General features: G+C 73.0%; 16 protein-coding genes, 2 pseudogenes and 1 riboswitch. Of the genes and pseudogenes, 12 read left to right on the top strand and 6 right to left on the bottom strand.

Annotation, left to right across the window (positions count from 1 at the left end; all coding sequences use genetic code 11):
* The first annotated feature begins 365 nt into the window (after positions 1–365).
* A riboswitch (SAM riboswitch) is annotated at positions 366–482 on the top strand.
* A 175-nt stretch (positions 483–657) separates the two neighbouring features.
* Positions 658–2,010, top strand: coding sequence for an aminotransferase class V-fold PLP-dependent enzyme (locus IO29_RS13600; RefSeq protein WP_030383422.1), 1,353 nt, complete (start codon positions 658–660; stop codon positions 2,008–2,010).
* A gap of 41 nt (positions 2,011–2,051) precedes the next feature.
* Here the strand turns inward: IO29_RS13600 and IO29_RS13595 are convergent, their stop codons facing one another.
* The gene (locus IO29_RS13595) at positions 2,052–2,333 is read right to left on the bottom strand and encodes an Lrp/AsnC family transcriptional regulator (RefSeq protein ID WP_030383423.1); all 282 of its coding nucleotides are present in this window, start codon (positions 2,331–2,333) and stop codon (positions 2,052–2,054) included.
* Entirely contained in the window at positions 2,330–3,061 is a 732-nt protein-coding gene (locus IO29_RS13590) for a rhomboid family intramembrane serine protease (RefSeq protein WP_030383424.1), read from the bottom strand. Before IO29_RS13590 ends, IO29_RS13595 begins: the two co-directional genes overlap by 4 nt.
* Before the next feature lie 156 nt (positions 3,062–3,217).
* Here IO29_RS13590 and IO29_RS13585 point away from each other — a divergent pair, with 156 nt between their 5' ends.
* From IO29_RS13585 to IO29_RS13560, 6 genes and pseudogenes are all read left to right on the top strand, one after another.
* Positions 3,218–3,457, top strand: coding sequence for a hypothetical protein (locus tag IO29_RS13585; RefSeq protein ID WP_030383425.1), 240 nt, complete (start codon positions 3,218–3,220; stop codon positions 3,455–3,457).
* Between the two features lie 65 nt (positions 3,458–3,522).
* Positions 3,523–4,872: an NYN domain-containing protein gene (locus IO29_RS13580; RefSeq protein ID WP_030383426.1), complete on the top strand. Its 1,350-nt coding sequence runs from the start codon at positions 3,523–3,525 to the stop codon at positions 4,870–4,872.
* Between the two features lie 326 nt (positions 4,873–5,198).
* The gene (locus IO29_RS13575; RefSeq protein WP_030383427.1) at positions 5,199–6,239 is read left to right on the top strand and encodes a C40 family peptidase; all 1,041 of its coding nucleotides are present in this window, start codon (positions 5,199–5,201) and stop codon (positions 6,237–6,239) included.
* A 238-nt stretch (positions 6,240–6,477) separates the two neighbouring features.
* Positions 6,478–7,524: a C40 family peptidase gene (locus IO29_RS13570; protein WP_030383428.1), complete on the top strand. Its 1,047-nt coding sequence runs from the start codon at positions 6,478–6,480 to the stop codon at positions 7,522–7,524.
* 156 nt (positions 7,525–7,680) lie between these two features.
* A pseudogene (locus IO29_RS13565) lies at positions 7,681–8,887 on the top strand (hypothetical protein).
* 90 nt (positions 8,888–8,977) lie between these two features.
* Positions 8,978–10,138, top strand: a complete 1,161-nt coding sequence (locus IO29_RS13560; protein WP_033226885.1) for a PucR family transcriptional regulator — start codon at positions 8,978–8,980, stop codon at positions 10,136–10,138.
* On the opposite strand, the gene IO29_RS13555 is transcribed toward IO29_RS13560, so the two are convergent.
* Positions 10,107–11,045: an alpha/beta hydrolase gene (locus IO29_RS13555; protein ID WP_030383408.1), complete on the bottom strand. Its 939-nt coding sequence runs from the start codon at positions 11,043–11,045 to the stop codon at positions 10,107–10,109. The genes IO29_RS13560 and IO29_RS13555 overlap by 32 nt on opposite strands.
* Before the next feature lie 258 nt (positions 11,046–11,303).
* Positions 11,304–12,308 (bottom strand): LacI family DNA-binding transcriptional regulator, encoded by a 1,005-nt coding sequence (locus IO29_RS13550; protein WP_037840542.1) that lies wholly within the window; start codon positions 12,306–12,308, stop codon positions 11,304–11,306.
* 130 nt (positions 12,309–12,438) lie between these two features.
* Between IO29_RS13550 and IO29_RS13545 the strand changes: the two genes are divergently transcribed.
* From IO29_RS13545 to IO29_RS13530, 4 genes and pseudogenes are all read left to right on the top strand, one after another.
* Positions 12,439–13,740 (top strand): ABC transporter substrate-binding protein, encoded by a 1,302-nt coding sequence (locus tag IO29_RS13545; RefSeq protein WP_030383410.1) that lies wholly within the window; start codon positions 12,439–12,441, stop codon positions 13,738–13,740.
* A gap of 7 nt (positions 13,741–13,747) precedes the next feature.
* On the top strand, positions 13,748–14,704 hold the full coding sequence (locus IO29_RS13540; protein ID WP_030383411.1) for a carbohydrate ABC transporter permease: 957 nt from the start codon (positions 13,748–13,750) through the stop codon (positions 14,702–14,704).
* Positions 14,701–15,519 (top strand): carbohydrate ABC transporter permease, encoded by an 819-nt coding sequence (locus IO29_RS13535; protein ID WP_030383412.1) that lies wholly within the window; start codon positions 14,701–14,703, stop codon positions 15,517–15,519. Before IO29_RS13540 ends, IO29_RS13535 begins: the two co-directional genes overlap by 4 nt.
* Positions 15,516–17,727 (top strand): annotated as a pseudogene (locus tag IO29_RS13530) (glycoside hydrolase family 3 N-terminal domain-containing protein). The gene IO29_RS13535 and the pseudogene IO29_RS13530 overlap by 4 nt, the downstream one beginning before the upstream one ends.
* Positions 17,728–17,855: 128 nt before the next feature.
* Here the strand turns inward: IO29_RS13530 and IO29_RS13525 are convergent.
* On the bottom strand, positions 17,856–19,133 hold the full coding sequence (locus IO29_RS13525) for a glycosyltransferase family 87 protein (protein WP_051707930.1): 1,278 nt from the start codon (positions 19,131–19,133) through the stop codon (positions 17,856–17,858).
* Positions 19,134–19,285: 152 nt separating this feature from the next.
* On the opposite strand from IO29_RS13525, the gene IO29_RS13520 reads away from it, so the two are divergent.
* The gene (locus IO29_RS13520) at positions 19,286–20,428 is read left to right on the top strand and encodes a glycosyltransferase family 4 protein (protein WP_030382252.1); all 1,143 of its coding nucleotides are present in this window, start codon (positions 19,286–19,288) and stop codon (positions 20,426–20,428) included.
* A gap of 13 nt (positions 20,429–20,441) precedes the next feature.
* On the opposite strand, the gene IO29_RS13515 is transcribed toward IO29_RS13520, so the two are convergent.
* On the bottom strand, positions 20,442–22,238 hold the full coding sequence (locus IO29_RS13515) for an AMP-dependent synthetase/ligase (RefSeq protein WP_030382253.1): 1,797 nt from the start codon (positions 22,236–22,238) through the stop codon (positions 20,442–20,444).
* Positions 22,239–22,306 lie beyond the last annotated feature (68 nt).

Genomic DNA, 22,306 nt, shown 5'->3' with positions numbered 1-22,306 from the left:
CCCGTCCCCTTCAAGGGGCTCCGCCCCTTGGACCCCGGAGAGCTCGGGTGGGTGGGGTCGAGTGGGGGTGCGGGTGGGTGGGGACTTCTCGCGCAGTTCCCCGCGCCCCTAAAAGCTAGGGGGCTGCGCCCCCTGCTTTTTAGGGGCGCGGGGAACTGCGCGACAAGCCACGACGCACCCGCACCCGCCGACGAACCCACCCCCCCGAGCTCTCCCGCGCCCCGGGGGGCCTGGGGGCGGAGCCCCCGGGTTGAGGACGGGAGGGGTAGGGGCGGCGGGGGCGAGGAACAGCCCGGGCGCCCCCCCCGTATCGGGATGTGGAACGGGTTGCGGGGGAGCCGCGCGGTCCCGTAGCGTCTGGCGCAGGTCATGAGTGACAGTCATGAGGCCCCGGCCGACTGTCCGGCAACCCTCCGTCCGTGGCGGGGTGCCCCGGGTGAAGACCAGGCCGCGCGCCACAAGGTCCGCGGCAAGCGCGGACCCCTCGTGAATCCCAGGGGTCCTGGTCACCGAGGAGCCCCCCGTGAGCAAGCGAATGCGATAGGGCCGCAGAGCCCCGCCTCCGCACACCCCTTTCACCTCACCCACGCGCGAGCGCGCACGGGCCGTCGCCCCCGCTCGCGTGGTGATTCCGTCCGCGCCCACGGGAGTTCACCCATGTCCGGCACCGCCACCCTCGCCACCACCGCCCCCCTCCCCGTCCTCGGCCACGACGTCACCGTCCCCCTCGTCACCGGCGGCGAAGTCACCTACGCCGCCCTGGACTACGCCGCCAGCGCCCCCGCCCTCCAGCGTGTCTGGGACGACGTCGCCGCCTACGCCCCCTACTACGGCAGCGTCCACCGCGGCGCCGGCTACCTCTCCCAGCTCTCCACCGACCTGTTCGAGAACGCCCGTCGCACCGTCGCCGAGTTCCTCGACTGCCGCGCCGCCGACCAGGTCGTCTTCACCCGGTCCACCACCGACTCCCTCAACCTCCTCGCCGCCGCGCTGCCCGCCGGCTGCGAGGTGTTCGTCTTCGAGACCGAGCACCACGCCTCCCTGCTGCCCTGGCGCGCGGCCCGCGTCACCTACCTCGACGCCCCCCGCACCCCCTCCCAGGCCGTCGACACGCTGGAGCGCGCCCTCGCCGCCCGCGACACCGCCGCCCCGGCCCTGGTCTGCGCCACCGGCGCCTCCAACGTCACCGGCGAGCTCTGGCCCGTACGCGAACTGGCGGCCACCGCGCACGCGCACGGCGCACGCATCGTCCTGGACGCCGCCCAGCTCGCCCCGCACCACCCCGTCTCCGTACAGGACCTGGACGTCGACTGGGTCGCCTTCTCCGGGCACAAGCTGTACGCCCCCTTCGGCTCCGGCGTCCTGGCCGGCCGCGCCGACTGGCTGACCGCCGCCGAGCCCTACCTCGCCGGCGGCGGCGCCAGCCGCAGGGTCACCCGGCGCACCGACGGCGGCGTTGACGTGGAGTGGCACGAGAGCGCCGCCCGCCACGAGGCCGGCTCGCCCAACGTCATCGGCGCCTACGCCGTCGCCTCCGCCTGCAAGGCGCTCACCGAGGCCGGCTGGGACACCCTGGTCGCCCGTGAGAACCAGCTGATCGAGCGGGTCCGGGCGGGGCTCGCCGAGGTACCCGAGGTGCGGGTGCTGTCCCTGTTCGGCGACGACGCGCCCCGCGTGGGCGTGCTCTCCTTCGTCGTCGAGGGCTGGAACAGCTCGCACTTCGCCGCCGCGCTCTCCGCCGAGTACGGCATCGGCGTCCGCGACGGCCTCTTCTGTGCCCACCCGCTGGTGCGCACCCTGCTCGGCGGCGACCCGGAGGCCCAGGGCGAGTGCGGGGCGCCGGAGGCCGCGCCCGGGGAGAAGTCCCTCAACGCGATCCGGGTGAGCTTCGGCGCGGGCACGCCCGACGAGCACGTCGACCGCTTCGTCGCAGCGGTACGGGAACTGGTGCGCGAGGGCGCCAAGTGGGAGTACCGCACGCAGGACGGCCGCTGCGTCCCGGCGGTCTGACCGGTCGCGCCGGCCCCCGCGGCTCCGAGGGGCTGGGGTCGTTACGACTCCAGCCCGATGGAGAACGCCGCCTCCAGGTCGTGCTGCGAGTACGTGCGGAACGCGACGTGCGTGTCCGTGCCCTCGACGCCCGGGATCTTGCTGATCCGGCCCGGGATGACGTCCGCCAGCTCGTCGTGCGCCCTGACGCGGACCATCGCGATCAGGTCGTAGGTCCCGGTCACGGAGAACACCTCGCTGACGGAGTCCAGCGCGGCGATCGACTCGGCGATCTCGGGGATCCGGTCCACGCTGGTCTTGATGAGCACGATCGCGGTGATCACGGCTGGTTCTCTCCCTCGGGGGCCGGGCTGGTGTCCCTCACTGTAGCCATCGGGCCGTACCGCACCCACGCGTACCCGAAGCCCAGCGCGAACCCCACCACGTGCGCCAGGTACGCCACGCCGGGCCCCTGGCCCTCCCGGCCCGCCGCCAGCCATTGCAGGGCCGCCCAGAACGGCAGCACCACCCACGCCGGGAAGCGCAGCGGCAGGAAGAACAGGAACGGGAAGAGGCTGGTCACCCGCGCCCCGGGGAACAGGAACAGAAACGCCCCGAGGACCGCGGAGATCGCCCCCGAGGCGCCCACCAGGGTCTGTGCGGAGTCCGCCCGCGCCGCCGCGTAGCCGAGCAGCGCGAGCGCCCCGCAGCCCAGGTAGAACAGCGCGAACTCCAGATGCCCGAGCCGCTCCTCGGCCATCGCGCCGAAGACGTACAGGAACAGCATGTTGCCCAGCAGGTGCACCCAGGTGCCGTGCACGAACAGGGCGGTGACCGGGGAGAGCGCGGCCCGCGCGGAGCCGCTGAACAGCTCCACCGGGATCACGCCCCAGCGGGCGAAGTACGTCTGCTGGGCCAGCAGCAGCCGGTCCCCGGTGCCGTACCCCGGATTGAACCCCGAGGCGGGACTCACCAGGAAGAGCAGGAAGCACACGGCGATCAGCCCCTGCGTCACCGGTGCCGGCTGCCGCCGCAGCGCCCGTACGGCCGACGTACCCCTGTCGCGGATCATGCGACGAAGCATGACGTACCCGGGCGTACCCGGACGGAGTGCCTCGCCGTGATGGACACACCCACGGGGGGTCCCGTGCAGGCCGTAGGGTTACGACCCACACGCACCAGGGAAACTGGGGCATCACGGAGACCGGAAGAAGGAAGAGCAGCCACGATGACGGTTCCCCTGCCGACCGAGACGACCCGGTGGCGCTGCACGCTCTGCGGCAACCTCACGCGTTTCGACGTGACCCGCTCGTCCACGGCGGTCGAGTACGTGCACCTGGACCTGTCCGGCGTGCCGAAGGTGGAGGAGCGCGAGGTGGTCAGTGAGACCATCGAGTCGGTGCGCTGCCGCTGGTGCAACGCGGTGGATCAGGTGGAACTCGTGGACAGGCCGGGCGCCGGCTCCTGAGCGGAGCGGGTACCCGCACAGGGAGCCCCGCACGGGGGTTCCCGTACAGGCATGAGGGGTGACGGATGGCTCAGACACAAGGCGGGGAGCCGGGCGACGGCGCCGCCGAGGTGCTCGACCGTCCGCTGCCCGACGGCGTGCGCAGACGCGTGGTGGGGATCGTGTCCGACGGCTTCGGCGAGCTGACCGTGGCCGAGCTGCCGGCCCAGCTGCGGCAGTACGCGCGGTTCACGCCCACCCGGCGGGCCAAGTTCGCGGGCAACGCCATGGCGGTCGCCGTGGAGACCGACGCGCTGTTCCGGCAGCGCATCGCCGAGAAGCTCAGAGAGGCCCAGCCCGAACTGGCCGGCGCCCTCGACGCCGGATCCCCGCCCCCGGCCGCGGACCCGCTCGACGTGGCGGCCGCGGCCTATGTGCTGCGCCCCGCGGGCTGGGTGAAGCTGGTGACCGCGGCCGGCGAGGAGGCCCAGCGGGCGGACGCCGAACGGGCCGGCGAGGCCGGCCGCGCCGAGCTGGAGCGGCTGCGCGCCGAGCTGGCCGCCGCCCGCGGCCAGGTCCGCGCCGAGACCGAGCGGCTGCGCACCGAACTGGAGACGGCGAAGAAGGAGTCCGAGTCGCTGCACCGCAAGCTGCGGGCCGCGCTCAGCGACGTCAAGCGGGGCGAGGCGGCGCTGCGCAAGGCGCGGGCCGAGCGGGAGGCCGAACGCGCCGAGGCGCAGGCCCGGCTGTCCGCCGCGGAGAGCGAGTCCCGCCGGCTCAAGGCACGGCTGGGGGAGTCCGAGGCCGCGCTGGAGGCGACGCGCAAGGCCGCCCGCGAGGGCCGCAGCGTCGAGGACATGCGGGTCCGGCTGCTCCTGGACACGGTCCTGGACGCCGCCCAGGGGCTGCGCCGGGAGCTGGCGCTGCCGCCGGTGTCCGTGCGCCCCGCCGAGACCGTGGACGCCGTCGAGCCGGGCCGGATGACCCCGAAGGACATCGCCAACCGGGCGCTGTCCGAGAACGACCCGGCCGTCGTCGACCAGTTGCTCGCGCTGCCGCAGGCGCACCTCGTCGTCGACGGCTACAACGTCACCAAGACCGGCTATCCGCAGATGCCGCTGGAGAAGCAGCGGCTGCGGCTGCTCGGGCAGCTCGCCCAACTGGCCGCGCAGACCGGCGCCGAGACCACGTGCGTCTTCGACGGCGCCGAACTCGCCGCCCCGGTGCTGCTCGCGCCGCCGCGCGGGGTGCGGGTGCTGTTCTCCAAGCCGGGGGTGACCGCGGACGAGCTGATCCGCCAGCTGGTGCGCGCGGAGCCGCCGGGGCGGCCCGTGATCGTCGTCTCCACCGACCGCGAGGTCGCCGACGGGGTCGCGCGCGCCGGCGCGCGGCCGGTCGCCTCCGCGGTGCTCCTGAAGCGTTTCTCGCGCGGCTGAGCCAGGGCGCCCAGCCCCGGGTCCGTGGTGTCCCGAAGAGGCCGTACGCACCCGTACGCACCAACCGCAACGTCCGTTCCGCTTGCCCGAATTGGGCTCATCGTCACGCAACGTAGTGTCAATGGAGGGTCACTGCTTGTGCGTTGTGGGCAAAATATGCTCGCGAGGACCGTGTTTTTTCTGATGAGGATTTGAACTGATCACAAGAGGGTCACTAGGGTCAGCTCGAACCTCCACTCGGTTGATCACTTATGGGGAGTGACGGTGGAGGGACACCGCCCACCGGTGTGTCGGTAGGCGGCTGAAGGAAGAAGGAGCTCGCCTCCGTGGCGTCCCACCGTCGACCCAAGCAGCCGAGCCGCACGCGGGTGACCGCGCTCACCACCGTCGCGGCCGCCGCCGTCGCCCTGAGCGCGCAGGCCGCCAACGCCGCGCCGAGCGAGAAGCCCAGCAAGAGCGAGGTCAAGGCCAAGGTCGACAAGCTCTACGATCAGGCCGAGCAGGCCACCGAGAAGCTCAACGGGGCCAAGGAGAAGCAGGACAAGCTCCAGAAGCAGATCAGCACTCTCCAGGACAAGGTGGCCCGGGGCCAGGCCGATCTCAACGAACTGCGCGAGGGCATCGGCACGATGGCCAGCGCCCAGTACCGCACCGGCAGCATCGACCCCTCCGTCCAGCTCTTCCTCTCCGCCGACCCGGACGACTACCTGGACAAGGCGGCCACCCTGGACCAGCTCAGCGGCCAGCAGGTCGAGTCGCTGAAGAAGATCCAGGACAAGCAGCGCGAGCTGGCCCAGGAGCGCAAGGAAGCCTCCGACAAGCTCAAGGACCTCGCCGACACCCGCACCGAGCTCGGCAAGAAGAAGAAGCAGGTGCAGGGCAAGCTCGCCCAGGCCCGGGCGCTCCTCAACACCCTCACCGCCAAGGAGCGGCAGGACCTCGAGGACGACCAGACGCGCTCCAGCCGCTCCTCCGAGCAGCGCGTCGACCTCGGCAACTCCACCCCCGCCTCCGGCCGCGCCGGCGCCGCGTTCTCCGCCGCCCAGAGCAAGATCGGCTCGCCCTACGTCTACGGCGCCACCGGCCCCTCCTCCTACGACTGCTCGGGCCTGACCTCCTGGGCCTACGCCCAGGCCGGCGTCTCCATCCCGCGCACCTCGCAGGCGCAGGCGAACATCGGCACGCGCATCTACTCGCAGAGCCAGCTCCAGGTCGGCGACCTGGTGTTCTTCTTCAACGACCTGCACCACGTGGGCCTCTACGCCGGCAACGGCCAGGTCCTGCACGCGCCGCGCACCGGCACGGTCGTCCGGTACGAGTCGATGAGCACGATCGGCGGCCCGTTCATGTTCGGCGTCCGCGTCTGACCTCGACCAGGGGCGTGGAAGCGTCCGACGGCGCTTCCGGATCAAGGTGACGTGCCGCCCGAACGGGCGAATTCCCGCACCCCGCGCTGACCCCGCGCCCCGCCGGTGACCTGCGTCAGCGGCGGGGCGCAGGGCTGTCCGGCGGTCACTGCCCGTAGCTGTACGGTGACCGACCCGGCTACTGTCTGCCGCCGTGCCCCTGAACAGGGGTCCGACAGCGGAAGGGAGTGCGCCGGTCGTGGGGTCCCATCAGCGTCCTGCACCAACCGGACTGGGCCGGGGGCGTGGTGCCACGCTCGCCGTGCTGTCCGCCGCGGCCACCGCGGCCGCGGCACTGGGGGCCGTACCGGCCGGTGCCGCGCCGCGCGACGGCCGGGCGGAGGTGGACCGGCTGTACCAGGAGGCCGAGCGCGCCACCGAGGCGTACAACAAGGCCGACGAGCGCGCCGACACCCTGCGCGGTGAGGTCCACCGCGCGCGGGACCGGATCGCCCGTACGCAGGAGAAGGTCAACACCCTGCGGGACGCGCTCGGTTCGCTCGCGGGTGCCCAGTACCGTTCCGGCGGGATCGACCCCACGCTCGCCCTGCTCCTCTCCTCCGACCCCGACGACTACCTCGACCGGGCCGCCACGCTCGACCGCATCGGCGCCGACCAGGCCGGGCGGCTCAAGCAGTTGCGCGCGGCGCTGCGGGAGCTGGCGCAGCAGCGGACGGAGGCGGGCGGGAAGCTCGTCGAACTGGAGGAGAGCCGGAAGGCGGTGGCGCGCCACAAGCACGCGGTGGAGCGGAAGCTGGCGCGGGCGCGGCAGGTGCTGAACGCCTTGCCGGCGGGGGAGCGGGCCGCGTACGACCGGGCCTCGCGCTCCGCCGGGCGGCCGCCGGCCCCGCTGCCGCTGCCGGTTCCCGGGGGCGGCCCCGGGGACGAGGCCGCGCCCGGTGCGCGGGCCGCCGCGGCGGTCGCGGCGGCGCGGTCCGCGCTGGGGCGGCCCTATGTGTGGGGGGCGACCGGGCCGAACGGGTTCGACTGCTCCGGGCTGATGCAGTGGGCGTACGCGCAGGCGGGGGTGGGGCTGCCGCGGACGTCGCAGGAGCAGCGGTATGCGGGGCGGCAGGTGCCGTTGTCCCAGGCGAGGCCCGGGGATCTTGTGGTGTACCGGTCGGACGCGAGTCATGTGGCGATGTATGTGGGGGGCGGGCGGGTGATTCACGCCCCGTATCCGGGGGCGGTGGTGCGGTACGACTCCGTCGGGATGATGCCGGTGGCGGCCGTTACCCGGCCTTGAGAACGGGGGGTGCGCCCCTTTTGCCCCCTTGGGCGCCTTCCCGCTCGGGGAATCGGTGTTCGTTGGCGGGTGCGGGTGGGTTGTTGGTTGCTCGCGCAGTTCCCCGCGCCCCTTAGGGGGCGCCCCCTGCGGGGGTGTGGCACGTACGATCGTCTGGTGGCTGGGTTCGGGCGGGTCCTCGGGTGTCTCCTGGTGGTGGAGGTGCTCGTGGGGTGCGGGGGCGGGGGCGCGGGGGACTCCGGGCGGGGGGACGCGCAGCGGATGCTGGACCGGCGGGGCGGGGGCGGGCGAGCGGGACCGGGGGGTGTTCCTCGGGACCGAGTCCGCGACCGCCGACCCCCGGGGGCAGCTCGCCACCGGCGCCGCCGAGTTCGCCAACCTCAGAAACGTTCCGCTGGCCTCCTGGTCGTACCGGATCACCTCCTTCCACCGCACCGGCGAGCACGCCACCGCCGACGCCGACCTGCGCTATCAGGTACGCGGCTACGACCGCGCGCCGGTCACCTCCGGCCGGGTGCTGCGCCTGGTGCACAGCGGACGGCGCTGGTACGTGGCCTCCGACGAGCCCGCGAGGAAGTCGGGGCAGCAGCTGTGGGAGCAGGGCGCGGTGCGGGCCGTCGAGGGCAGGCACAGCCTCGTGCTCGGCGTGGGGCAGCCGGAGTCGGACCTCACGAGGTACGCCCGGCTCGCCGACGACGCCGTACCCGCCGTCTCCCGGGCCTGGGGGAGCGGCTGGGCGGGGCGGGTCGTGGTGTACGTGCCGCGGTCGGTGAAGGGGATGGCGGGGCTGCTGGGCGGGGCGGCCGGCGGGTACCGGGGGATCGCGGCGGTCACCACCGGTGAGGCGGGCGGCTCGGCGTCGGCGCCTGCGGACCGGGTCATCGTCAACCCGGACGCCTACGACGTGCTCGGCGACTTCGGCCGGCAGGTGGTGCTCACCCACGAGACCACGCATGTCGCCACCCGCGCCCACACCACCGCCGCCACCCCGCTGTGGCTGTCCGAGGGGTACGCGGACTTCGTCGGCTACCGCGAGTCGGACCGTACGGCGGCACAGGTGGCGCCCGAGCTGCGGGACGAGGTGGCCGCGGGGCGGGTGCCGGCCGCGCTGCCCACCGACGCGGACTTCGGCTTCGGGCAGGAGGCCGGGCGGCTGGCACGGGCGTACGAGGGCGGCTGGCTGGCCTGCCGGATGATCGCCGAGCGGTGGGGCGAGAAGCGGCTGCGTGCCTTCTACCGGGCGGTCGGCGGCCACGGGAAACGGGCGGGCGCGGTCGAGGACGCGCTGAGGACCGTCCTGGACACCGATGCGGCCGCGTTCACCCGGGACTGGCGGGCGTATCTGCGCGACCAGCTGGGCTGAGCGGCCGCGGTGGCGCGAATCGAGGGTTTCGTGCCGGCCCGGAGCGCCGGGGGGATGTTCCTTTCGGGCAACTTTCCTAAACTTGCGGTTGTGAAGGGTTTGCTGCTGCGGCTGTCGTCGCTCGACGCCGACGCGACCGCCGCGGTACGGGTGATCGCGCACTTCCAGGCGCTGCTCGCCGCCGACCGGATCGACCCGGCGGCCCTGCTGCGGTCCACCGCCGCGCTGGCCGAGTGCCCCGCCGGGATGGAACTCGCCGACGGACGCGTGCTGCGCGCGGGACCGGACGGCACCGCGCTGACCGGCCGCCCTGGACCCGTGTCCGGCGCCGCCGAGCTGGGCGCGGCGGGGCGGGTCTGGCTGGAGCGGCCGGGCCCCGCCGGGCCCTTCGACGACCTGGTCCTGGAGTGGCTGGCCGTCGCCGCCCGCACCCTCGCGCAGCCGCCGCGCGCCGCCGATCCGGCGCTGGTGGAGGTGGTCCTCTCCGGCCGCGAGACCGTCGCCGACCGGTCCAGGGCGCTGCGGCTGCTCGGGTTCGTCCCGCAGGCGCCGCTGCGTGCCGTCGTCGTCGCCGCGCCCGGCGAGCCCGAGTCGCTCGCCCTGGCCCTGCTGGACCGGGGCCGCCCGCCCGGCACCGTACGCGCCGCCCGGATCGGCGGCCACGGGGTCGCGCTCGTGCAGCGGACGGCGGCGCCCGGCGCCCCCGCCGGTGACGCGCCCTCGCCCGCCGGTGAGCTGCGCCAGGTGCTGCGCGGTGCCGTACGGGTCGGGGTCGGCGGTGGCGTCGAGGCGCTGCGGGCGGCGGAGTCCTGGCAGCAGGCGGTGGTGGCCCTGCGGTTCGCGGTGCCCGGGGTGCCGGCCGAGGCGGTGGCCGACCACGACGAGCTGGGCACGGTCGCCGTGCTGGCCGACCTCCCGGCGGACCGGCTGCGCACCCTGCCCGACGTGACGCTCCTGACGGCGGTGGCCGCGCGCGACGGCGGCGCGGCCGGCCTGGACGCGCTCTCCGCGTTCTGCCGCACCGGGTCGCTGCGCCAGGCCGCCGCCGAACTGCACCTCCACCACAGCTCGGTGGCGAGCCGCCTCGAACGCGTCGAGGCGGTCACCGGCTGGCGGCTGCGCGAGCCCGGCGACCGGTTCCGGGCCCGGCTCGCGCTCTACGCCTGGCGGCTGGCGCGGGGCCCGGACGATCCGCTCACCACGCCGGACGCCGGTCCGCTCACCACGCCAGGGCGCGGCGCAGCGCCGTGAGCTCCTCCGCGGCCATCCGCTGCGCCACGGCGGCGTGCCGCACCATCCCGGCGCCGTGGAACGTGCCCGGGAACAGGTGCAGTTCCGCGGCGACCCCGGCGTCCAGCAGCGCGCGGGCGTAGTCGACGCCCTCGTCGCGCAGCGGGTCGTACGCCATCACGGCGAGGTGTGCCGGGGGCAGTCCCGCGAGGTCGGTGGTGCCGGCCCGGGCGGGGGCGGCGGTGACCGGCACGCCGGCCGAGCCGGGGACGCCCTCGCCGAGGTAGGCGGTCCAGCTCAGCCGGGCGTTGCGGCGGTTCCAGACCGGGGTGTCGGTGAAGCGGCGGGCGCTGACGGTGGCCAGCCGGTCGTCGAGCGCGGGGCTGTCCAGGTACTGCAACCGGAGCTCCGGGCCGCCGCGGTCCCGGGCCAGCATCGCGGTGGCCGTCGCCAGGCAGGCGCCGGCGCTGTCGCCGGCCACGGCCAGGCGGTCGGCCCGGATACCGAGGCCGGCCGCGTTCGCCGCGGTCCAGCACAGGGCGGCGTAGCAGTCCTCCAGTCCGGTGGGGTACGGGTGCTCCGGGGCGAGCCGGTAGCCGGGGGAGACGACGACGCCGGGGAGTTCGCGGCACAGGCGGAGGTTGGTCTCGTGGTCGACGTCGGGGCTGCCGAGGACGAAGCCGCCGCCGTGGATGCGGAAGACGGCGGGGAGGGGGTGGGTGGCGCCCTCCGGGCGGTAGACGCGCAGCGAGACGCCGGCCTGCTGCACGTCCATGACCGTCACGCCGGTGGTGTCCGTGTCGGTGACGCGGAGGAAGGTCTCGGCCTTCTGCGCGGCGCGGGCGGCGGCGAGGTCGGAGATGTCGACGGGGGGCATCATCGCGAGCGCGGCGGCGAGTTCGGGGTCCAGGGGGTGGGGGTGCGTCATGGGGACACCGTGGCATCGGCCTCCGGCCGGGGGGAGCCGACCGCAGCGCGGGGCGGTCGGCCTCGGCCGGCTGGAGGAGCATGCGCGCCGCCTCCTCCGCCATCTGCCGCAATGGCTGGTGCACCGTCGTCAGCGGCGGGGTCCGACCCCCGGCGAGGGGCGCGGGGACTGCGCGAGAAGCCCCACCCGCCCGCAGCCGCCGACGAAACGCGCACCCCCGAGCTACAGGGCGCCCCCGCCGCCCCGCCGCCCCGCCGGTCAGGCGTTCGGCGCCGCGCTGCTCCGCAGCGCGGGGCGGTCGGCCTCGGCCGGCTGGAGGAGCATGCGCGCCGCCTCCTCCGCCATCTGCCGCAATGGCTGGTGCACCGTCGTCAGCGGCGGGCTCGACCACTCGGCGAGCGGCACGTCGTCGTAGCCCACGACCGAGAGGTCCTCCGGCACGCTCAACCCCTGCCGGCGCGCCGCCTCCAGGACGCCCAGCGCCTGTAGATCGCTGCCCGCGAAGACCGCGGTGGGCCGGTCGGGGAGCGCGAGCAGCTCCATGGCCTGCTCGAAACCGCCCTGGACGTGGAAGTCCCCGTACCGCACCAGACGTTCGTCGGTCTCCAGCCCCGCCATCGTCATCGCGGAGCGGAAGCCGTCCAGCCGGGCCAGTGAGCACATCATGTCGACGGGCCCGGTGATGATGGCGATGCGCCGGTGGCCGAGTTCGGTCAGATGCCGGGTCGCGGCCATGCCGCCCGCCCAGTTGGCCGAGCCCACCGAGGGCACGTCCGCCTCCGGGTCACCGGCCGGGTCGATGATGACGAACGGCACGGCACGGGACCGCAGTTGGCGCTTGACCTTGTCGGGCAGCGAGGAGAAGACCAGCACGACGCCCAGCGGCCGGCGTTGCAGCACACCCTCGACCCACTCGCGCCCGGGCGCGTGCCGGTCGCCGCTCTCGCTCAGTACGACGCTGGCCTTGTGCTGCTTCGCCACGTTCTCCACGCCGCGGATCAGCTCCATCGCCCAGACGCTCTCCAGCTCCGGGAAGACCAGCTCGATCAGCGGCGCGTGCGAGGACGTCGCGGCCCGGCGCCGGTAGCCGTGGTTCTCCAGCAACTGCTCCACCCGGGTGCGGGTGGCGGCCGAGACGTCCGACCGTCCGTTGAGGACTTTCGAAACCGTCGAAAGGGACACACCGGCCTGTGTGGCCACCTCCGCGAGGGTCACCCTGCCGGTCGCGTTCTCCTCGTCAGTCAGGCTCATGGGCAGCAGCATAGGGCACGCCGCCCGGTAACGGTTCGGTCGCGGCCGCACACCCCCGTTGACCGAGCGGAAACACTCGCCTAATGTCCCGGCAACAGCGAATTTCGTAAGCTGCATCGAAACTTTCGAAAAGGGGTGGGTGATGCGGACACGTACTCGGTTCTCCCGCATGCTCGTCGGCGGTGTGACCCTGGGCATGGCGCTGTCACTCTCCGCGTGCGGGGACGACAGCGGGTCGGGCTCGGGCGACGGGAAGATCCACGTACTGGTCTACGGGGACGCCACCAACAAGGTCGAGAAGGCAGTCGTCGCCGAGTTCAACAAGACCTCCAAGGTCAAGGTGGTCCTCGACACCATCCCCGGCGCGACCTATCAGCAGAAGCTCCAGACGATCATCAACACCCCGCAGGCCCCGGACGTCTTCTACAACTGGGGCGCCGGCAGCATCCAGCCCTTCGTCAAGGCGGACCTGCTGATGCCGCTGGACGACTTCATCAAGGACGACCCCAAGCTGAAGTCGGCGTTCCTGCCGAGCGTCTTCGACGCCGCGAAGGTCGACGGCAAGGCCTACGGCATCCCGATGCGCGGCACCCAGCCGGTGCTGCTCTTCAGCAACGACAAGGTGCTCAAGGACGCCGGCGTGGAGGCGCCCAAGACCTGGGACGACCTGCTGGGCGCGGTGAAGGCGCTGAAGAAGGACGGCGTCACCCCGATCGCACTCGGCGGCGGCGACCAGTGGCCGACCCTGATGTGGTTCGAGTACCTCTACGACCGCATCGCCGGCCCCGACCTGCTGAAGAAGGCCGTCGGCGGCGACAAGGACGCCTGGGCGAGCGAGGACAGCAAGAAGGCCCTGAACAAGCTCAAGGAGCTCGTCGACACCGGCGCCTTCGGCACCAACTACGACTCGGTGAAGTACACCGACGGCGGCTCGCCCGCACTCGTCGCGCGCGGCAAGGCCGGCTTCGAGCTGATGGGCTCCTGGTACTACTCCCAGCAGCAGGAGAACGCCAAGGAGTTCGCCGAGAAGGACCTCGGGTACCACTCCTTCCCGACCGTCGACGGCGGCAAGGGCGACCCGAACGACATCGTCGGCAACACCAACAACTACTACTCGGTGATGAAGAAGACCAAGCATCCCGAGGCCGTCGCGAAGTTCCTCAAGCTGATGTACAGCGACAAGTTCATCAAGCGGCAGCTCGCCATCGGCAACCTGCCGACCACGACCAACACCGAGAAGTTCCTGAACACCGCGGCCGACCCGGACTACGCCCAGTACCAGTTCGACCTGGTGAAGAAGGCCCCGTCCTTCCAGCTCTCCTGGGACCAGGCCTACCCGCAGTCCGCGAGCGAGCAGATGCACCAGGCCGTGCAGCAGTTCTTCAACGGCTCGCTGGACGTCGACGGATTCATCAAGGCCATGCAGGCCCTGCCGACCGCCTGAGCACACCATGACCACAGAACTGACACGCGCGGCCGCCCCCGTGAAGACCTCCGGCCGCAGAAGCGGCCGGGCGCGGGGCGCGCAGGCCGCCGACGTGGGCCGCCCGGGCTTCGCCTGGGCGGTCCCCGCCACGATCTTCTTCGTCCTCTTCGCCATTCTCCCGCTGCTCGCCGTCGCGGCCCTGTCCTTCATGAGCTGGGGCGGCATCGGCGACCCCGAGTGGGTCGGCCTCGACAACTGGAGCCGGGTCTTCGACGACCCGGTCATGATCAAGAGCATCTGGCTGACCCTGCTGCTCACCGTGCTCGGCGTCGTCCTCCAGACCCCGCTGAGCATCCTGATCGGCGTCTGGGCGGCCGGCACCCAGCGCAACCGCGCCGTGATCTCCGCCGTCTACTTCGTGCCGCTGCTGCTGTCCTCCACCGCCGTCTCGGTGCTGTGGCGGGCGCTGCTCGACCCGAACTTCGGCATCCCCTCCGAGGCGACCTGGCTGTTCGGCGACGGCAACCTGTTCGGTGAGCAGTCCACCGCCATCGGTGTCCTCGCCTTCGTCTCCACCTGGCAGTTCACCCCGCTGCACAGCCTGATCTACCAGGGCGCCGCCCGGGCCATCCCGCAGGTGCTCTACCAGGCCGCGCAGATCGACGGCGCCGGACGGGTGCGGCAGTTCTTCCACATCACCCTGCCCCAGCTGCGCAACTCGATCATCACCTCGATGATCCTGATGGTCGTCGGCGGTCTCACCACCTTCGAGACGGTCCTCATCCTGACCCAGGGCGGACCCGGCACCGACACCACCATCAGCGCCTACTACATGTACCAAAAGGCCTTCAAGAGCTTCGACTTCGGTGCGGGCGCCGTCATCGCGCTGCTCCTGGTCGTCGCGGCCACGATCATCTCGCTGATCGTCGTACGCCTCTCCGGCTACGACAAGATGCGCTCCACCATGGAGGGTGTGTCATGAGGCGACGCCCCAACTACCTGGCCGGCGTGGCCTCCGTCGCCTGGCTGATCATCGTCGCCCTGCCGCTGTACGTCATGCTGTCCGCGACCGTGCAGTCCAAGGGCGACTACGCCAAGGGCAGCCCGCTCTCCTGGCCCGAGCACTTCACCTTCGAGAACTACTCGGGCGCCTTCGACGAGGGCTTCGGACAGTTCTTCGTCAACACCCTGATCGTCACCGTGGCCGTGGTCGGCATCGTCGTCGTCCTGGTGCCGCCGCTCGCGTACGCCGTCGTGCGCAGCCGCTCCCGCGTCGCCTCGGGCGTCTTCCGGCTGTTCCTGCTGGGTCTCGCCATCCCCGCCCAGGCCGTGATCGTGCCGATGTTCTACCTGATCAGCGAGGCCGGGCTGTACGACAACCTGATCGGTGTCATTCTGCCCACGGCCGCCTTCTGCCTGCCCATCTCCACGCTGATCCTCAGCGGGGCGATGCGGGACATCGGGCACGAACTCTTCGAGGCCATGGCCGTGGACGGCGCCTCGCCGCGCCGGATGTTCCTGCAACTGGTGCTCCCGCTCTCCAAGGGCGGCATCTCCACCATCGTGGTGTTCTCCGCGCTCCAGGCCTGGAACGGCTTCCTCTTCCCGCTCGTCCTGACCCAGTCCGACTCCACCAAGGTCATCACGCTGGGTCTGTACAACTTCCAAACCGAGCACGGCATCAACGTCCCCGGCACGCTCGCCGCGGTGTTCATGTCCATGGTGCCGATCCTGCTCGTCTACCTGTTCGCCCGCCGTGCCCTGGTCCAGGGCCTGATGGGCGTCGGAGGAAAGTGACCGCCAACGTGGCTGTTGAGACAACCCCCGTCACCCCGACCACTCCCACCACCCCCACCCCGCCGGTCTGGCAGGACAGCGGTCAGGATCTCGACACCCGGGTCACCGCCCTGATCGAGGCCATGACCGTCGAGGAGAAGATCGCCCAGCTCGTCGGCGTCTGGGTCGGCGCCTCCGACGAGGGCGGCGAAGTCGCCCCGCACCAGCACGACATGGAGGAGCCCGTCGACCTCGACGCGCTGCTCCCCTCGGGCCTCGGGCAGCTCACCCGCCCCTTCGGCACCGCCCCCGTCGACCCGGCGCTCGGCGCGCTCTCCCTGCTCCGCAGCCAGCAGCGCATCACCGCCGCCAACCGCTTCGGCATCCCCGCCCTCGCCCACGAGGAGTGCCTCGCCGGCTTCCATCGGCGAGGACCCCTACCTCGTCGGCACCGTCGCCACCGCCTACGTCCAGGGCCTGGAGTCCGCCGGCATCGTCGCCACCCTCAAGCACTTCGCCGGGTACTCCGCCTCCCGCGCCGGACGCAACCTCGCCCCCGTCTCCATGGGCCCGCGCGAACGCGCCGACGTCCTGCTGCCGCCCTTCGAGATGGCGGTCCGCGAGGGCGGCGCCCGCTCCGTCATGCACGCCTACACCGACACCGACGGCGTCCCCTCGGCGGCCGACGAGGATCTGCTCACCGGGCTGCTGCGGGACACCTGGGGCTTCGACGGCACCGTCGTCGCCGACTACTTCGGCATCGCCTTCCTCAAGACCCTGCACGGCGTGGCCGCCGACTGGGCCGAGGCCGCGGGCACCGCGCTGCGGGCCGGCGTCGACGTCGAACTGCCCAGCATCAAGACGTTCGGCGAGCCGCTGCGCACGGCCGTCGCCGACGGCCGCGTCCCCGAGGCACTCCTCGACCGCGCCCTGCGCCGGGTGCTCACCCAGAAGGGTGAACTCGGCCTGCTCGACGCCGACTGGGACCCGGTGCCGCCGGTCCTGCGCGGGGCCGCGCTGGACGACACCTCCGCCCTGCGCGGCACGGTCGACCTCGACCCGCCCGGCAACCACGTACTGGCCGCGGACCTCGCCGACCGGGCCGTGATCCTGCTCGGCAACAACGGCGTCCTGCCGCTCTCCGCGCCCCGCCGGATCGCCCTGATCGGCCCCCAGGCCGACCAGCCGAACGCCGTGCTCGGCTGCTACTCCTTCCCGGCGCACGTCGGCGTGCACCACCCCGCCGTCCCCGCCGGCATCGAACTGCCCACGCTGCGCGAGGCGTTGGTGCGGGAGTTCCCGAACGCCGAGATCGTCACCGTGCGCGGCGCGGACGTCGACGGCGAGGACACCTCCGGGTTCGCCGCGGCCGTGCGGGCGGCGCGCGACGCCGACGTGGTGGTCCTCGCGCTCGGCGACCGGGCCGGGCTGTTCGGGCGCGGCACCAGCGGCGAGGGCTGCGACGCCGAGTCGCTCGCCCTGCCCGGTGTGCAGCAGGCCCTGCTCGACCGGCTGCTCGACGTGGGGACGCCGCTGGTGCTGACGCTGCTCGCGGGGCGGCCGTACGCGCTCGGGCGGGGGGCGGCGGAGGCCGACGCGATCGTGCAGTCCTTCTTCCCCGGCGAGGAGGGCACGGCGGCCATCGCCCGTGTCCTCAGCGGCCGTACGAACCCCTCGGGGCGGCTCCCGGTCAGCGTGCCGGCCGGGCCGGGCGTCCAGCCGACCACCTACCTCGTCGCCAAGCTGGCCCAGGCCAGCGACGTCTCCGGGATCGACCCCGGGCCGGCGTTCGCCTTCGGCCACGGGCTGTCGTACACGAGCTTCGAGTGGAGCGAGCTGGTGGTGGAGGGGGAGGAGGCCGGTACCGACGGGGAGTTCCGGCTCGCCTTCACGGTGCGGAACACCGGGGACCGGGAGGGGACGGAGGTCGTGCAGCTGTATCTGCACGATCCGGTGGCCTCGGTGGTGCAGCCGGTGCAGCGGTTGGTGGGGTATGCGCGGGTGGGGCTCGCGGCGGGGGAGTCGCGGCGGCTGGCCGTCGTGGTTCCGGCGGACGTGGCGTCCTTCACGGGGCGGGACGGGTACCGGGTCGTGGAGCCGGGTGCGCTGGAACTCCGCCTGTCCGCGTCGTCGGCGGACCCGCGCCTGACGGCGACGGTCCGCCTGACGGGCCCCGCCCGAAGGGTGGACCACAGGCGCCGCCTGCACGCGGTGATCGAGGAGGCATAGGGGGTTCGGCGGGGGAGTTTCCTCGCCCCCGCCGCCCCTACCCGTCCCGTCCCTCAAGGGGCTCCGCCCCTTCGACCCCGGACGTGCGGGTGGGTGGGGACTTCTCGCGCAGTTCCCCGCGCCCCTGATCAGGGGCGCGGGGAACTGCGCAATCCTTCGGGGGTCCGGGGGCTCGCCCCCGGGGTCGGGACGGGCAGGGGCGGCGGGGGCGAGAACAGCTCCTCGCGCGACGACACCGCGTCGCGCCACAGCGCCCGCGCCCCGATCACCGTCGCGCACACCAGCAACCCGTTCCGCACCACCAGCAGCGCGACCCCCACCCCGTCACTCGCCACCACCTCCGCGAAGTACAGCGGAAACTCCAGCACCGTCACCGGACACGCCACCAGCACCAGCACGGCCGGAACCGCCATCCGGCTGCCCCGGCAGCACAGACACACCGCCCCGAGCCCCACCAGCCACACCAGATACTGCGGACTGATCACCCGGCTCGTCACCGTGAACACCAGCACCGCCACGAACGCCGCATCCGCGAACGTGTGCGGCGAAACCCTCCGCACGCTCAACCGCCACAGCACCAGCCACCCCACCCCCACCACGCTCAGGAACATCGCCCCCGAACTCACCACCCCCACCCACGGCCCGAGGAACTCCACCGAGCCGTAGTTGAGCAGCACCTCCCCCCGCCACCACCCGGCATGCCGCGCCACATGGAAGACGAGCGCACCCAGCGACTCCACCTCCGTCCCCCGCCGGCTCTGGTAGCCCAGGAACGAGAACGCCCCCGGCATCGCCACCGCGAACACCAGCGCGAGCCCGCCCGCGACCACCGCCGCCGCCCCCCACGCCCTCCGCCGCACCACCCCCACCAGCAACAGCACCGGCCACCCCTTCACCAGTGCGCCCACCCCCGCGAGCGCCCCCAGCACCCGCGGCCGCCGCGCCCCCGCCACCAGCGCGCCCACCGCCACCGCCGTCACCATCACGTCGTACCGCGCGTACACCGTCGGCCCCAGCAGCGCGACCCCCACCGTCCACAGCCACGCCCCGCGCACGGGGCGCCCACCGTCCCCGTCCCGCGCCCCGGCGTACAGCAGCAGGCCCAGCACCGCCAGATCGGTGAGGAACGCGAGGACGAAGAAGGCGTGCGCGTAGTCCAGGAACGGCAGCAGCGCGGGGGAGAGGATCGCGAGCGCCGCCCCGGGCGGGTACTGCCAGGAGACGTCGCCGCTCGGGAACACACCGGTGCGCAGGACGTCGTACCAGCCCCGGTAGATCACCGACACGTCGCTCGTGACGTCCGGCCCCGGGAACACCCACACCTTGAGGACGAACAGCAGCAGCGTCAGCCGGGTCGCGGCCCAGACGGCGAGCAGCCCGAGAGGAATCCGTCGCGTACCCGCCATGCCCACGAGAGCCCCGTCCGTCCGTCACCGCCGCCGTGCCGGGACATGATCGCGTGAGTGGCTGTGCGGCAGCCGTGAGGCGGGGCCGTGCCGCACGGTGAATACGACCGGGCGGCGGGTCCCGTACGTCCCGTTCGGTACTGTCGTCGGCGATGCACAAGACGCTGATCGTGACCAACGACTTCCCGCCCCGGCCCGGCGGCATCCAGGCCTTCCTGCACAACATGGCGCTGCGGCTCGACCCGGAGCGGCTGGTCGTCTACGCCTCCACCTGGAAGCGGAGCCGGGAGGGCGTGGCCGCGACGGCCGCGTTCGACGCCGAGCAGCCCTTCACCGTCGTGCGCGACCGCACGACGATGCTGCTGCCGACGCCCGCCGCCACCCGCCGGGCCGTCGGACTGCTGCGCGAGCACGGCTGTACGTCGGTCTGGTTCGGCGCGGCGGCACCGCTCGGCCTGATGGCCCCCGCACTGCGCCGGGCCGGTGCCGGGCGGCTGGTCGCCACCACCCACGGCCACGAGGCCGGCTGGGCCCAACTCCCGGTCTCCCGCCAGTTGTTGCGGCGGATCGGCGACTCGGTGGACACGGTCACGCATCTCGGTGAGTACACCCGCTCCCGCATCGCCCCCGCCCTCACCCCGGCCGCCGCCGGACGCATGACCCAACTGCCGCCCGGCGTCGACGAGAAGACCTTCCACCCCGGCTCCGGCGGCGCCGAGGTCCGCGCCCGGCTCGGACTGACCGACCGTCCCGTGGTGGTCTGCGTCTCCCGCCTGGTGCCGCGCAAGGGCCAGGACACACTGATCCTCGCCCTGCCCCGCATCCTCGCCGCGCACCCCGACACCGTGCTGCTGATCGTGGGCGGCGGCCCCTACGAGGGCGACCTGCGCCGCCTCGCCCGCGAGACGGGCGTCGCGGACTCCGTCCGCTTCACCGGCTCCGTACCGTGGGCGGACCTCCCCGCCCACTACGGCGCCGGCGACGTCTTCGCCATGCCCTGCCGCACCCGCCGCGGCGGCCTGGACGTCGAGGGCCTCGGCATCGTCTACCTGGAGGCCTCCGCGACGGGCCTGCCCGTCGTCGCCGGCGACTCCGGCGGCGCCCCCGACGCCGTACTCGACGGCGAAACCGGCTGGGTGGTACGAGGCGGAGCGCCGGCGGAGGCGGCCGACCGCATCAACGCGCTGCTCTCCGACGAGGCCCTACGGCGCCGCATGGGGGAGCGGGGCCGTCAGTGGATCGAGGAGAAGTGGCGCTGGGATCTCCTGGCGGAGCGCTTGAAGGCGTTGTTGTAGGAGGGGGCGCTCCCTACCGCGCGTAGATCCCCTCGATCTCGGTCGCGAAATCCTTCGCGACCACCCCCCGCTTCAGCTTCAGCGACGGCGTCAGATGCCCCGACTCCTCCGTGAACTGCCCCGCCAGGACACGGAACTTCCGCACCGACTCCGCCTTCGACACCGCCGCGTTCCCGTCGTCCACCGCGCTCTGCACGGCCGCGAGCAGATCGGGATCGTCCCGCAGCGACGCGGCCGTGGACCCCGCGGGCTTGCCGTGGTCCGCGGCCCACCGGCCCAGGAACTCCTCGTCGAGGGTGACCAGCGCGCCCACGAACGGGCGTCCGTCGCCGACCACCATGCACTCCGCGACCAGCGCGTGCGCGCGGATGCGGTCCTCGATGACCGCGGGGGCGACGTTCTTGCCGCCCGCGGTGACGATGATCTCCTTCTTGCGGCCGGTGATCCGGAGGTAGCCGTCCTCGTCGAGCGTGCCGACGTCCCCCGTGTGGAACCAGCCGTCGGCCAGCGCCTCCGCGGTGGCCGCCTCGTTGTTCCAGTACTCCTTGAACAGGTGCTCGCCGTGGAGCAGCACCTCGCCGTCGTCCGCTATGCGGATGACGGAGCCGGGGAGCGGCTGTCCGACCGTGCCGATCTTCTGCCGGTCCCAGGGGTTGAACGCCGTCGCCGCGCAGGACTCGGTCAGGCCGTAGCCCTCCAGGACCGTGAAGCCGATGCCGCGGAAGAAGTGGCCGAGCCGCTCGCCGAGCGGGGCACCGCCGGAGATGGCGTACTCGCCGCGCCCGCCGAGCACCGCCCGCAGCTTGCCGTAGACGAGCCGGTCGAAGACCTTGTGCCGGATCCGCAGCCCGAGGGAGGGGCCGGAGTCGGTGTCCAGGGCCCGGCTGTACGCGATCGCGGTGTCGGCCGCCCGGTCGAAGATCTTCCCCTTGCCGTCGGCCTGCGCCTTGGCGCGCGCCGTGTTGTAGACCTTCTCGAAGACGCGCGGCACGCCGAGGATGAGCGTGGGCCGGAAGGAGGCCAGTTCGTCGGTGAGGTTCTTGATGTCGGGGAGGCAGCCCAGCTTGATCGGCGCCATCATCGGCGCCACCTGCACCAGCCGCCCGAAGACGTGGGCCAGGGGCAGGAAGAGCAGCACCGAGCACTCGCCGGTGCGGAAGAGCGGACGCAGCCGTTCCACCACGTTGCCGCACTCGGCGAAGAAGGCGCGGTGGGTGAGCACACAGCCCTTGGGACGGCCCGTGGTGCCGCTGGTGTAGACGATGGTGGCCGGATCGTCCGCCCTGGCCAGCGAGGAGCGCTCCTCCACCGTCGCGTCGCTGACGTCCCGGCCGAGCCGCCCCAGCTCCGCCACGCCGCCCGCGTCGATGCCCCACACGTGCTTGAGCGCGGGCAGCGCCTCACGCACCGACTCCACGGCCGCCGCGTGCGCGTCGCTCTCCACCAGAGCGGCGGTGGCGCCCGAGTCGCCGAGGATCCACTGCACCTGCTCCGCCGAACTGGTCTCGTACACCGGCACGGTGATCGCGCCCGCGCTCCAGATCGCGAAGTCCAGCAGCGTCCACTCGTAGCGCGTACGGGACATCAGTCCCACCCGGTCGCCCGGCTGCACGCCCGAGGCGATCAGACCCTTGGCCGCCGCCCGCACCTCGGCGAGGAACACGGCCGCCGTGACGTCCTGCCAGCCGCTGTCCGTCCTGCGGGCGATGACCGCCACGTCGGGATGCTGCGCGGCGTTTCTGCGGACGATGTCGGTCAGATTGCCGTCCGCGGGGACCTCGTACAGAGCCGGAAGGCTGAACTCGCGCAAGACTGCTGCTCCTCATAGGGCGCCGACGCCACGACGTCGTGCTGCGACGGTGCGGTCCAAGGCTGGGG

The organism is Streptomyces sp. NRRL F-6676, from assembly GCF_000725625.1.
GTDB lineage: Bacteria > Actinomycetota > Actinomycetes > Streptomycetales > Streptomycetaceae > Streptomyces.
The sequence above is the reverse complement of the archived record's forward strand: the minus strand, read 5'-3'. Positions and strand labels throughout refer to the sequence as shown.

Coding starts and splice junctions, on each gene's coding strand:
- IO29_RS13600 (WP_030383422.1), top strand. CDS start 658: ATGTCCGGCACCGCCACCCTCGCCACCACCGCCCCCCTCCCCGTCCTC.
- IO29_RS13590 (WP_030383424.1), bottom strand. CDS start 3,061: ATGATCCGCGACAGGGGTACGTCGGCCGTACGGGCGCTGCGGCGGCAG.
- IO29_RS13585 (WP_030383425.1), top strand. CDS start 3,218: ATGACGGTTCCCCTGCCGACCGAGACGACCCGGTGGCGCTGCACGCTC.
- IO29_RS13580 (WP_030383426.1), top strand. CDS start 3,523: ATGGCTCAGACACAAGGCGGGGAGCCGGGCGACGGCGCCGCCGAGGTG.
- IO29_RS13555 (WP_030383408.1), bottom strand. CDS start 11,045: ATGACGCACCCCCACCCCCTGGACCCCGAACTCGCCGCCGCGCTCGCG.
- IO29_RS13550 (WP_037840542.1), bottom strand. CDS start 12,308: ATGCTGCTGCCCATGAGCCTGACTGACGAGGAGAACGCGACCGGCAGG.
- IO29_RS13545 (WP_030383410.1), top strand. CDS start 12,439: ATGCGGACACGTACTCGGTTCTCCCGCATGCTCGTCGGCGGTGTGACC.
- IO29_RS13540 (WP_030383411.1), top strand. CDS start 13,748: ATGACCACAGAACTGACACGCGCGGCCGCCCCCGTGAAGACCTCCGGC.
- IO29_RS13535 (WP_030383412.1), top strand. CDS start 14,701: ATGAGGCGACGCCCCAACTACCTGGCCGGCGTGGCCTCCGTCGCCTGG.
- IO29_RS13525 (WP_051707930.1), bottom strand. CDS start 19,133: ATGGCGGGTACGCGACGGATTCCTCTCGGGCTGCTCGCCGTCTGGGCC.
- IO29_RS13520 (WP_030382252.1), top strand. CDS start 19,286: ATGCACAAGACGCTGATCGTGACCAACGACTTCCCGCCCCGGCCCGGC.